Raw genomic sequence first — 12,008 nt, forward strand, 5'->3', positions numbered from 1 at the left:
CTGGCTTCGGAACTCCACCACCGCACCGTCCTGCGAACTGCAACTTCGATACCGCTGACCGGCAGTTCGTGTCTGCCAGGCCCTGCTCGATCTCGGCTACGAGAAAAACCATAGCCACGCCACCGTCCAATGTCTACCTCGACCGCCATAGATTTTCGGGAGGCGTGTGGAGAGATAGTCGCCCTCCGTCACGGGGTAGGCGCGCGGCGGTCCCGCGCCGCCCCGGGACGCCCGTCGTGACCGGCGTCGTTGCGCGGGATCCCGGGCGGGAAGGCCGCGCCCTTCCCGCCCAGGATCCGCACGTGACTCGCCCCATGCGTGCGCGAGGGTCGGCGTGTCGGCCGGCTCGTCCGCCGGTGTCCGGAGGTGCCGGCGCCCACTCGCGGTCGGAGCGGCCGCGGCGGATGCACCTCATAACCCCTATAAGCCGACAAGTGGCGCCGGGCGCCCCCTTCTGCTCTTCCGGATGTGAATATCGTGTGATTGGGTGAGCGCGAACATGCGGCGATGTGCGCGATTCCTGCACATCGGCCGAGGTGGGGCGGGTAAGGGAGAGCACGGCACATGCGGTCGATCCGGATACGGATTCTCGCGGTAATCGCGGTACTGGCCATCGTCGGATTCGGCGCCTGGCACCTGCTCCCCTCGGACGAGGTGAACGAGGACTCCATCAAGGTCGGCACATCGGACGAGGTGACCTCACTCGACCCGGCCGGAGCGTACGACGCCGGGTCCTGGGCGATCTACAGCAACCTCTACCAGTCCCTGATGACCTTCAGGTCGGGGGCCATCGTGCCCGAGCCGGACGCCGCCGAGAGCTGCGGGTTCCTCGGTCAGAAGCTCCAGACCTACCAGTGCAGGCTGCGGGACGACCTGACGTTCACGAGCGGCCGCAAGGTCACAGCGGCGGACGTCAAGTACTCCTTCGACCGCATGCTCAAGATCGAGGCGGACGTCGGTCCTTCGGTACTCTTCCCCACCCTCGGCTCGGTGGTGACCGAGGGGCGGACCATCACGTTCAACCTCTCGGCGCGTGACGCGACGTTCCCGCAGAAGCTCGCCACGGGGGCCGGGTCCATCGTCGACCCCGGCGCTTACCCGAAGGACAAGCTCCGCACCGGCAACCAGGTCGACGGCTCGGGGCCGTACGTCCTGAAGTCCTACGAGCCCGGGGTCCGGGCCGAGCTCGTGCCCAACCCGGCCTACAGGGGCGCCCTGAAGAGGACCGGGGTGCCGGTCGACATCCGCTACTTCGAGGGATCCGACCAGCTGCAGGCCGCCTGGCAGGCCGGCGACGTGGACGTCACGCACCGTCAGCTGCCCGCCGACAAGCTCGCCGAGCTCGACCCCGGCGCCACCGAGCAGCGCGTCACCGAGGCGGACAGCGCCGAGATCCGCAACCTCGTCTTCAACGTCCGCGACGACTCGCCACTCGCGGACAAGCGGGTCCGCCAGGCCCTCGCGTGGATCATCGACCGCGGGCCGCTGGTCGGCGACGTCTACCACAGCACCGTGGAGCCGCTCTACTCGCTGATCCCCCAGGGCTACATCGGGCACAGCACCCCCTTCTTCGACGCCTACCCCCAGCCCGATCCGAAGCGGGCGAGGGCGCTCATGCAGGAGGCGGGCGTGCGGATTCCGCTGCCCATCACCTTCGCCCACCGCGACGACGACGCGAACAAGGCGGAGAGCGCCGAACTGGTCCGCCAGCTGGAGAAGGACGGGCTGTTCGAGGTCACCGAGAAGGCCGTGGAGTGGCAGGCCTTCCAGAAGGCCTACGCGGCGGGTGAGTACGACGCCTACACGATCGGGTGGCTCCCCGACTTCCCGGACTCCGACACCTTCAGCCAGCCGCTCGTCGGCCGGGACAGCAGCCTGCACAACGGCTACGCCAGCGAGAAGATGGACGCGCTGATCGCGGCCACCCAGCAGTACAGCGACCGCGGCCGCACCTCCGCCGACTTCAAGGAGCTCCAGCAGCTGGTCGGTGAGGACGTGCCGCTGATCCCGCTGTGGCAGAAGAAGGACTACGTCGTCGCCACGTCCGAGGTGTCCGGTTCCCAGTACCTCTCGGACGGCACCGGCATCTGGCGGCTGTGGGAGCTCAGCTGGATCTGACGTCCGGGGCGCCGGGCATGAACTCCACCAGCACCTCGTGGATCTGCCGTACGAGCGGTCGCAGCACCCGGAAGCGGGAGAGCGCGATGGCCCGTGCGGCGAGGGGCGCGGTGCGCTCCACGAGCCGGCGACTGCGCTCGGTGTCCTCGGTCCGGTCGTAGACCCAGAACAGCACCAGCCCCATCTGCATCAGCCACATCAACTGCGGGAGCAACTGGTCCAGTTCCGGGTCCCGCTTGGTGCTCGACCCGGCCAGGCACCGCCGGTGGATGGAGATCGCGGCCTCGCGGGCGGCGACGGAATCCTCCGAGAACGGGGAGAGCGGGCTCTCCGGGTCGGCGGCGTTCTTGAAGAACTGGGCGGCGAAGCGGTGGTACTGCTCGGCCACGTCCAGCCAGCCGAGCAGTACTCCCCTGATGCGTTCGGTGAGGTCGGTCTCGCCTGCCAGGACCGGCTGGACGGCCGCCTCGTGCTCGGTTGCGATCCGGTCGTAGAAGCCCTGGACCAGGTGTTCCTTCGACGAGAAGTAGTAGTAGGCGTTCCCGACGGAGACGCCCGCCTCCTGGGCGATCGCCCGCATCGTGGTCTTGTCGTACCCGCGCTCCTCGAAGAGCCGGAGCGCGGTCTCCAGGATCAGCGTGCGGGTCTGCTCGCTCTTCGGGGCCTTCGAGGCCCCGTCGGCCCTGCCGGGACCGGCCGTGTTCGCCTCTGCCACGTTCTTCTCTTCCTTCACCACACGACCAAGGCTATCCGGGGGATCCGCCCGCCGGGTCCGGCAGCCCGCACGCTCCGTCCGGGGAGCCGCACGGCCTCGCGGTGACGGACCGGTACTTCGCCGCGGCCAGCACCGTGGCCCGGGCGAGCGGTCGGCCCGCGGGGGTGGTCAGCCAGTGGGCCTTGGGCCGGTGCTCGGCCAGGGCCCAGAGGCAGACGATCCAGGCGGAGGTGCCCCGGTAGACCTGGCCCCCGTCCCCGACCACAGTGATCTCGGTGAGCGTTCCCGCGTGGTCGAGCCCTGGGAAGCGCTGCCGCGCCTCCCGCGAGCCGGCCGGGACGAGGTCGAGGGGCACGAGTTGCCGCTGCTTCCCCAGCCACTGCCGCAGATGGACGCAGAGCGGACACCCGCCGTCGTAGAGCACGGTGAGCCGGCGGACCGGGGCTCCGGCCGGAGAGGGGTGTGCCACGTTCCGCTCACTTCCCGGCGACGGGAGCCGCCCAGGGCCCCTGTGCGCCCGGGCCGGCCCAGCCCTGCGGCGGTACCGGCGGGGTCTGTTCGCGCTCCATCAGGCCACGACGGCGGATCCTGCTGAGGACGTAGACGTTGCTCAGGTGCATCCCGCCCAGGATGAGCAGGACCACGCCGATCTTCACCGACAGGGCCTCGAAGAGCTGCCGGGCGTCGGCGACCCCGTCGGCGTTCTTCAGGTACAGGGTCACGAAGCCCAGGTTCACCAGGTAGAAGCCGACCACCAGAAGGTGGTTGACGGCTTCGGCGAGCTTCTCGTTGCCTTGGAGCACGTCGGCGAGGAAGACCTTGCCGTTGTGGCTGAGCGTGCGGGCGACCCAGACGGTGAGTGCCACGCTGATGAGCAGGTAGATGACGTACGCGAGCACAGTGAGGTCCATGCCCCACCCTCCCTTGAACGTGTTCAAAATGCCGATGTCATGACTGTAGACCTGATTTTGAACACGTTCAAGTGGTGTTCGCGCGATGCGGGAACACTCTGGAGCGGGGTGCGACCCGGCCGTCCTGACGGCGAGGCGTCCCGGCGGCAGGAGCCTCCTGGCGGCCCCCGGAGAGAACCGTAGGGGACACGAAAGCCGGGGACCGGTGGGCGGTCCCCGGCGCGGGCCGGGTGCGGCTCAGGGCCGCGACGGCGGTCGTGCGACAGGTGCGGGCGGCCCCTGCGGGGCCCCCGCGGTCTCAGGCGCTCATCGAGCGTGCGGTGTTGACCTGGGCCATGACCATCTGGAAGGTCTCGGGGCCGGTCGCCGGAATCATCGTGGAGTGGTGCCGGCCCGCGCTGGTGACGGTGATTTGGATGAAGCCGGTCGTGCGCTTCTCCTTCATCAGGAGGAAGAGCAGGCCGATCAGGCAGAACAGCGCGAAGACGATCGCCAGCACGATGCCCACCGTCGGGATCTTCTCCTCCGTGCGCGACATGTCCGTCGCCGTCCACACCGCGCCCTTGAGCGGCATCGTGCCGGAGGGTGTCACGATGCCGTCGTTCATCACCGTGATGTCACCGAAGGAGAGCATCGGCACCCCGCCCGTCCCCCCGTACTGCGCGGGCAGGTTGAAGCCGGGTGCCGTCGGCTGCCCCTGACCGGGGTAGCCGTAGCCGGGGCCGGGCTGGGCAGCGGACTCGGGCAGCGGCTGCGGGTAGCCGTACGCCGGAGTCGAGCCCGGCGCGGGATAGCCGTAGGCCTGGCCGTCCGGCATCGTGGGCGGGTTGCCCGGTGGCTGGGGCGGGCCCCACTTGTATGAGTCGTCCGCGTACGGATTCGGATCGCTCACAGCGTTCCCCGTTCTCCCTCATCACCATCTGCTCCCGTGCCGTGGTGCGTCGGGAGAAGCGAGCCGGTCACGGCTCCGCTCGACCGTACCGCCCCGGCCCGCCCCGACGCACCAGAAGGCCCTGTCGCCGCACGGTCCGTGCGGCGACAGGGCCTTCAGAGGTGACGCGTGTGTCAGAAGCGACGAGTGATCAGGGCGCGCTTCACTTCCTGGATCGCCTTGGTGACCTCGATGCCACGCGGGCAGGCGTCCGTGCAGTTGAACGTGGTGCGGCAACGCCACACGCCGTCACGGTCGTTGAGGATCTCCAGCCGCTGCTCCCCGGCCTCGTCACGCGAGTCGAAGATGAAGCGGTGCGCGTTGACGATGGCCGCCGGGCCGAAGTACTGGCCGTCGTTCCAGAACACCGGGCACGAGGACGTGCACGCGGCGCACAGGATGCACTTGGTGGTGTCGTCGAAGCGCTCACGGTCCTCGGCGGACTGCAGGCGCTCGCGTGTCGGCTCGTTGCCCTTGGTGACGAGGAAGGGCATGACGTCGCGGTACGCCTGGAAGAACGGGTCCATGTCGACCACGAGGTCCTTGAGGACCGTGAGGCCCTTGATGGCCTCGACCGTGATCGGCTTGTCCGGGTTGATGTCCTTGATCAGCGTCTTGCAGGCGAGCCTGTTCTTGCCGTTGATCCGCATCGCGTCCGAACCGCAGATGCCGTGCGCGCAGGAACGGCGGAAGGTCAGGGTGCCGTCCAGCTCCCACTTGATCTTGTGAAGGGCGTCGAGAACACGCTCCTTCGGGTCGATCGAGATCTGGAAGTCCTGCCACTGGACCTCGTCCGAGACCTCCGGGTTGAACCGGCGGATCCGGAACGTGGCCGTGATGTACGGGGTGTCGCCGAATCCGGCCTCGGCCTTGTCGGTCTTTTCCAGGGTCGGGGTAGCCATCAGTACTTACGCTCCATCGGCTGGTAGCGGGTCGTGACGACCGGCTTGTAGTCGAGTCGGATCGACTCGGTGCCGTCGTCCGCGACCTCGCGGTACGCCATGGTGTGGCGCATGAAGTTGACGTCGTCGCGGTTCGGGAAGTCCTCGCGGTAGTGACCGCCGCGGGACTCCTTGCGGGCCAGCGCGGAGGTCGCCATGACCTCGGCCAGGTCGAGCAGGTTGCCCAGCTCGACGGCCTCCAGCAGGTCGGTGTTGAACCGCCGGCCCTTGTCCTGGATGGACACGTCGAGGTAGCGCGCCCGCAGCTCGGCGATCTTGTCGACCGCGGTCTTGATCGTCTGCTCGGTGCGGAACACCATCACGTTGGCGTCCATGCACTCCTGCAGCTCCAGACGGAGCGTGGCGACGCGCTCGGTGCCCGTCGAGCTGCGCAGCCGCTCGACCTGGGCCTCCACCAGCTGCGCCGGGTTCTCCGGGAGTTCGACGAAGTCGTTCTTCGCGGAGTACTCGGCGGCGGCGATGCCCGACCGGCGTCCGAAGACGTTGATGTCGAGCAGCGAGTTGGTGCCGAGGCGGTTGGCGCCGTGCACCGAGACGCAGGCGACCTCGCCGGCGGCGTACAGGCCCGGGACGACGGTGGTGTTGTCGGCCAGCACCTCGCCCTCGACGTTGGTCGGGATGCCGCCCATGGCGTAGTGCGCGGTCGGCTGGATCGGGATCGGGTCCGTGTAGGGCTCGATACCGAGGTACGTACGCGCGAACTCGGTGATGTCCGGGAGCTTAGCGTCCAGCTGCTCCGGCGGGAGGTGGGTGAGGTCGAGGTAGACGTGGTCGCCCTCGGGACCGCAGCCGCGGCCCTCACGGATCTCCGTGTAGATGGAGCGGGACACGACGTCACGGGACGCGAGGTCCTTCATGACCGGCGCGTACTTCTCCATGAAGCGCTCGCCGTCCTTGTTGCGGAGGATGCCGCCCTCACCACGGGCGCCCTCCGTCAGCAGGATGCCCATGCGCCAGATGCCCGTCGGGTGGAACTGGAAGAACTCCATGTCCTCCAGCGGCAGACCGCGGCGGTACGCGGCGGCCTGGCCGTCACCGGTCAGGGTGTGGGCGTTGGAGGTCACCTTGAAGAACTTGCCGGTGCCGCCGGAGGCGAAGATGATCGACTTCGCCTGGAAGACGTGGATCTCGCCGGTCGCCAGCTCGTAGGCGACGACGCCCGCGGACTTCTTGACCCCGTCCACGTCCTGGAGCAGGAGGTCCAGGACGTAGAACTCGTTGAAGAACTCCACGCCCTCCTTGACGCAGTTCTGGTAGAGCGTCTGGAGGATCATGTGGCCGGTGCGGTCCGAGGCGTAGCAGGACCGGCGGACCGGAGCCTCGCCGTGGCTGCGCGTGTGACCGCCGAAGCGGCGCTGGTCGATGCGGCCCTCGGGCGTCCGGTTGAACGGCAGGCCCATCTTCTCCAGGTCGAGGACGGCGTCGATGGCCTCCTTCGCGAGGATCTCGGCGGCGTCCTGGTCGACCAGGTAGTCGCCGCCCTTGATCGTGTCGAAGGTGTGCCACTCCCAGTTGTCCTCCTCCACGTTGGCGAGCGCGGCGGCCATGCCGCCCTGCGCCGCGCCCGTGTGGGAGCGGGTGGGGTAGAGCTTCGTCAGCACGGCGGTGCGGCTGCGCTTCGTCGACTCGATGGCCGCGCGCATGCCGGCGCCGCCGGCGCCGACGATGACGGTGTCGTACTTGTGGATCTGCATGGTTTCCTCTGGTCCCTCTGTCCCGGCGCCTAGCGGATGTTCGGGTCGAAGGTGAAGATCACCAGCGTGCCCAGCAGGACGGTGAACACCGTGGCGGTGTACAGGAGCATCTTCAGCCAGAAGCGGGTGGTGTCCCGTTCGGCGTAGTCGTTGATGACCGTACGGAGGCCGTTGGCGCCGTGGAGCATGGCGAGCCACAGCATCGCCAGGTCCCAGACCTGCCAGAACGGCGAGGCCCAGCGGCCCGCCACGAAGGCGAAGCCGATCTTGGACACGCCGCCGTCGAGCACCAGCTGGATCAGCAGGTGGCCGATGACGAGAACGACCAGCACGATGCCCGACAGGCGCATGAAGAGCCAGGCGTACATCTCGAAGTTGGTGCGCGAACCCTTGGGGGTCTTGCCCGTGCGCTGACGCGGGGGCTCGATCACCGGGGCCGGGTTGTCGGAGTCGAAGAGGCTCACGCCCTCCACGTCACCGATCGCGGAAGACGAAGGTGTCTCGGTGGACATGTGCCTCAGCTCCCGAAGACTTCACGTACGGCGTGGCCGAGGACGGGGTACAGGGCCCCGACCATCAGCACGATCCAGATACCGAGGACGGTCCAGAGCATCTGCTTCTGGTAGCGCGGGCCCTTGGCCCAGAAGTCGACGGCGACGATGCGGAGACCGTTCAGCGCGTGGAAGAGGATGGCGGCCACCAGGCCGTACTCGAGCAGCGCGACGATCGGTGTCTTGTATGTGGCCACGACGTCGTCGTACGCCTCGGGGGAGACACGCACGAGAGCGGTGTCCAGGACGTGTACGAACAGGAAGAAGAAAATGAGGACACCGGTGACTCGATGAGCCACCCAGGACCACATGCCTTCCCGGCCGCGGTACAGCGTTCCAGCCGGCACGGAAGAACCCTCCGGGAGCGGGGATTGGGGTCGGCCGGCTTGACTGTCGGTCTGACCCGGCCAGGTACGGTCCACCGGCCCCGGCCATCGTAGCGACGCTTTGTCGGTTCCATGGCGGCGGGGCCCGTCGGTGTGATCAAAGTGGCAAGGGAACAGCCACAAACGGGCTAGCGGGGGTCGTTCGCCGCCGGGGTGACCGGGACGGGTGACAGCCCGGCCTCCGCCACCAGCTCGATGATGCGGCCCCGGGCGAGTCGCCGCATCTCCTCCGCGGTCAGGGACCGCTCCTCGTCCGGTTCGTGCGCCAGCCGGGTGCGGATCGCGGCCAGCACCTGGTCGACGTGCTGGGAGGGCCGCAGCCCGTCGAGGCAGACGACGAAGACGTGGCCGAACCGGCTCTCGTACGCGGCGTGCGCGGCGCGCAGCGCCAGGTGGGCGGCGCGGGGCGCGGCGTGGTGCAGGCACGGGGCGCTCTCCGCGGCGAGCGCTTCGGCGATGTCGGAGGGCGCGAGGTCGTACCCCGCCTCGTCGGAGGCGGCGAGCAGGGTGTCCAGGTCCTGGTAGGGCCGGTGGGCGGCCACCCGCAGCGCCCACCGGCGGCTTCCGCAGCACTCCAGCAGGGCTGATTCGGCGAGCGCGCGGGGCCAGGTGTTGAACAGGCCGAGCCCGCTCGAGTGGGCACTCCCGCCACCGCTCACCGAGACTGGTCCCGGAACAGGGCCGTGGTCCGGCGCGGCTCGCGGAGCCGGAGCGGGGCTCTGGACCTGGACGGGTACGGCTGCCCGCCCTGCCTGCTGCGGAGCTTTCGGCAGGCCGGCGTGGGACTCGCTGGACCTGGACAGCGGTACTCCTCGGACGAATGGCATCTGTGACCCTGGAGAGGGAACGGAGGGTGACGAGGTTGCGTGTGGGGCGGAAGTGACGACTGGGACCGATGTGCGGTAACGCTAACGAGACCGAGCGACGGGCAGTCGAAGGATGCGAGAAATTCACCCGTACGGGAGAGTTTCGGAACGCTTGATGGACGAACGCGCGGGGGGAATGCCCGACCTTCTCAACATCTTTAATCTGTTTCTCCCCCGATCCGGAGGATTCTGACCTATGTCGCCCTCACGCGGAACCCTGGTGGCCGGTGCGGCCGTCGCGGCGGCAGCCGCCGTCACGCTCACCGTCGTCGTCTGGCCCGACAGCTCCGACCCCGGTACCCGGAGCGGAGGGGCGGCCTCGGCGCCCACCTCGCCCTCCCCGACCCGCAGCTACCCGCTCTCCACGACGCCGCGGTCCATACCCGCGGTGCGCGAGCACACCCCCGCACGCGGCCCTGGCTGGAAGCCCGCCGGCGACAGCGCGGTCGTCGTCACCGATCCCGGGCTCGCCGACGAGGCGAAGCTCCTCGCCAAGGAGCTGAAGATCGGCTACCGGGGCGAGAAGTCCGCCCGGGCCGGCGACATCGAGCTGGCGCTCTCGTCCTCGGACAAGGGCGACCCGGAGTCGTACACCCTGAAGACCGCGGACGGCCGGGTCACGATCAGCGGTCCCGGGCAGGCCGGCGTCTTCTACGGGACCCGCACCCTCAAGCAGTCGCTGAGCGCCGACGACACCGTGCCCGAAGGCGTCGTGCGCGACACCCCGGACCGGCCGCAGCGCGGACTCAACCTCGACATAGCGCGCAAGCACTACTCCGCGGGCTGGATCGAGGACCGGCTGCGCGAGATGGCCGACCTCAAGCTCAACCAGCTCGGACTGCACTTCTCCGACGACCAGGCCTTCCGGATCGAGTCCGACACCCACCCCGAGGTCGTCTCCCAGGAGCACCTGACCAAGGCCGAGGTCCGCCGGATCGTGGAGCTGGCGCAGAGCCTGCACATCACCGTCGTCGGCGAGATCGACTCCCCGGGACACCTGGGCGCCGTCCTGCGCGCGCACCCCGACCTGCAACTGCGGGACACCCAGGGCGTGGCGCGGAAGGGGGCCATCGACATCTCCGAGCCGGAGTCGGCGAAGATCGTCGACGACCTGCTCCAGGAGTACGCCGAGCTCTTCCCCGGCGGCTGGTTCCACGTCGGGGCGGACGAGTACCAGGCGCTGACGGTGAGCGACCCGCAGGCCTCCTATCCGCAGCTCGCGGCGGCGGCGCGGAAGAAGTACGGCGCCGACGCCACCGTCCAGGACCTGACGGAGGGCTGGCTGAACGACCGCGCCGCCGTCATCCGCAAGGCGGAGAAGATTCCCAAGGCGTGGAACGACGGCTTCTTCAGCGGCGGGAGCGTCACCGGGGACAAGGGCATCGAGGTCGAGTACTGGACGGGCAAGGAGATCGGCGCCCGGCCGCCCCAGGACTACCTGGCCGAGGGCCGCAAGGTGATCAACCTCAACGACGAGTACCTCTACTACGTGCTCGGGGAGCCCAACGACTTCGTGTACCCGACGGGCAAGCGGATCTACGAGCAGTGGACCCCCCTCGTCCTGCGCGGCACCGAGCCGGTCGCCGAGCGCTGGTCGAAGCAGATCCTCGGCGGCCGGTTCGCGGTCTGGGGCGACTTCCCGAACGCGCAGACGCAGGCACAGGTGGCCGCCGGTATCCGGATGCCGCTCAACGCGGTCTCCCAGAAGCTCTGGGACCCGGGGAAGCCCGAGCTGACCTGGACCGACTTCAAGGCGCTTGCCGACAAGGTCGATTCGTCGAAGTGATCCGCAACTCCTTGGACATCGCAGGGGGCAAGGGATAGGTTCCGTCGGCCGCACACCCGGGGAGGGGTGTGCGGCTCGTACGTTCCGCATCCGAACCCCGGGGGGTCCATCCATGCTGTGCACCGACTGCGGTGCGAGACCGGCGGCATCCGCGGACGGGCGCTGCCCCGTCTGCGCGGCGAACCGTCCGGCGCACCCGAACGGACCGACGGGGCTCCGGGACCTGCGCTCGCCCGTCGGGCTCGGCAGGGCGGCCGTCGTCCTGCTCGCGGTCGTCATCGCGACCGACGTGGTCGCGCTCGCGGCGGGTCTGAACGTCCGGGGCGAGTTCGCCGCCCTCGGTGGCGCGGCGACGTACGACGCCGACCCGGTCACCCGCGCCGAGGCCGTCTACGGGATCGCCGGGGGTCTGCAGGGTCTCGTCACGCCGGCCACCGGGGTCGTCTTCATCATCTGGTTCCACCGTCTGCGGCTCAACGCGGAGGTGTTCGACGCCGGTCTGCAGCCCATGCGGCCGGGCTGGGCCATCGGCGCCTGGTTCGTCCCCGTCGCCAACATCTGGCTGCCGCGCAGGGTCGCCGGCGGCATCTGGGAGGCGAGTGCGCAGCACTACGGCGACGGTGGTCGGCGCACGGTCTCGAAAGCGCCGCTCAACCTCTGGTGGGCCGTGTACATCGGCTCGGCGGCCTTCAGCTGGGTCGTGTCCAAGAACTACGAACGGGCCGTGCTGCCCGGTGAGCTCACGGACGCCGTCACGCTGGTCATGTCCGCCGACGCGCTCGACATCGTCGCCGCCGTCCTGGCCATCGTCTTCGTACGCGAGCTGACCCGGATGCAGTGCGAGCGTGCCGCACTCGGCCCTCACCCGCTCTCCGCGGCGCCGTCGGCCGGCCCGGTCCCGGACTGAACCGACCGGTTTCGCGCCCTCTCGCGGTGTCCGGCGGGCAGCGTGGCAGCCCGGACCGCGGGGGAGCGCGACGTGGGTCTGCGGGGGCTCGTACCTGGTGGGCCGCAGCGGTGGGCCGCTCCTGGAACACCCGGCGCTGCCGGACGCGCGAGACCTGCCGGCGCTGCGGGAGTACCGCGCG

Annotated in this window: 12 protein-coding genes; 3 read left to right on the forward strand and 9 right to left on the reverse strand. The window is 69.3% G+C overall.

Annotated elements, in window-relative coordinates:
• Positions 1-564: 564 nt before the first annotated feature.
• Complete coding sequence (locus tag AB0I83_RS10400; protein WP_363304295.1) at positions 565-2,118, forward strand: ABC transporter substrate-binding protein; 1,554 nt, start codon at positions 565-567, stop codon at positions 2,116-2,118.
• Here the strand turns inward: AB0I83_RS10400 and AB0I83_RS10405 are convergent.
• From AB0I83_RS10405 to AB0I83_RS10445, 9 genes are all read right to left on the reverse strand, one after another.
• On the reverse strand, positions 2,105-2,833 hold the full coding sequence (locus AB0I83_RS10405; RefSeq protein ID WP_363304395.1) for a TetR family transcriptional regulator: 729 nt from the start codon (positions 2,831-2,833) through the stop codon (positions 2,105-2,107). The genes AB0I83_RS10400 and AB0I83_RS10405 overlap by 14 nt on opposite strands.
• Before the next feature lie 31 nt (positions 2,834-2,864).
• Positions 2,865-3,302, reverse strand: a complete 438-nt coding sequence (locus AB0I83_RS10410; RefSeq protein WP_363304296.1) for a DUF393 domain-containing protein — start codon at positions 3,300-3,302, stop codon at positions 2,865-2,867.
• 7 nt (positions 3,303-3,309) lie between these two features.
• Entirely contained in the window at positions 3,310-3,744 is a 435-nt protein-coding gene (locus AB0I83_RS10415) for a hypothetical protein (RefSeq protein ID WP_363304297.1), read from the reverse strand.
• Between the two features lie 298 nt (positions 3,745-4,042).
• Entirely contained in the window at positions 4,043-4,636 is a 594-nt protein-coding gene (locus AB0I83_RS10420; protein ID WP_356536329.1) for a hypothetical protein, read from the reverse strand.
• Positions 4,637-4,809: 173 nt separating this feature from the next.
• Entirely contained in the window at positions 4,810-5,577 is a 768-nt protein-coding gene (locus AB0I83_RS10425) for a succinate dehydrogenase iron-sulfur subunit (protein WP_356536328.1), read from the reverse strand.
• Entirely contained in the window at positions 5,577-7,331 is a 1,755-nt protein-coding gene (sdhA, locus tag AB0I83_RS10430; RefSeq protein WP_356536327.1) for a succinate dehydrogenase flavoprotein subunit, read from the reverse strand. Before sdhA ends, AB0I83_RS10425 begins: the two co-directional genes overlap by 1 nt.
• A gap of 29 nt (positions 7,332-7,360) precedes the next feature.
• Positions 7,361-7,843: a succinate dehydrogenase hydrophobic membrane anchor subunit gene (locus AB0I83_RS10435; protein WP_356536326.1), complete on the reverse strand. Its 483-nt coding sequence runs from the start codon at positions 7,841-7,843 to the stop codon at positions 7,361-7,363.
• Between the two features lie 5 nt (positions 7,844-7,848).
• Positions 7,849-8,229 (reverse strand): succinate dehydrogenase, cytochrome b556 subunit, encoded by a 381-nt coding sequence (gene sdhC / locus AB0I83_RS10440; RefSeq protein WP_356536325.1) that lies wholly within the window; start codon positions 8,227-8,229, stop codon positions 7,849-7,851.
• A gap of 167 nt (positions 8,230-8,396) precedes the next feature.
• Positions 8,397-8,927 carry a 2-oxo-4-hydroxy-4-carboxy-5-ureidoimidazoline decarboxylase gene (locus tag AB0I83_RS10445; RefSeq protein WP_363304298.1) on the reverse strand — a complete coding sequence of 177 codons (531 nt, stop codon included), beginning with the start codon at positions 8,925-8,927 and terminating at the stop codon, positions 8,397-8,399.
• A 403-nt stretch (positions 8,928-9,330) separates the two neighbouring features.
• Between AB0I83_RS10445 and AB0I83_RS10450 the strand changes: the two genes are divergently transcribed.
• A complete protein-coding gene (locus tag AB0I83_RS10450; protein ID WP_363304299.1) occupies positions 9,331-10,920 on the forward strand; it encodes a glycoside hydrolase family 20 protein in 1,590 nt (529 codons plus the stop codon).
• 112 nt (positions 10,921-11,032) lie between these two features.
• Entirely contained in the window at positions 11,033-11,827 is a 795-nt protein-coding gene (locus AB0I83_RS10455) for a DUF4328 domain-containing protein (RefSeq protein ID WP_363304300.1), read from the forward strand.
• Positions 11,828-12,008 lie beyond the last annotated feature (181 nt).

The organism is Streptomyces sp. NPDC049970, assembly GCF_040660235.1.
Taxonomy (GTDB): domain Bacteria; phylum Actinomycetota; class Actinomycetes; order Streptomycetales; family Streptomycetaceae; genus Streptomyces.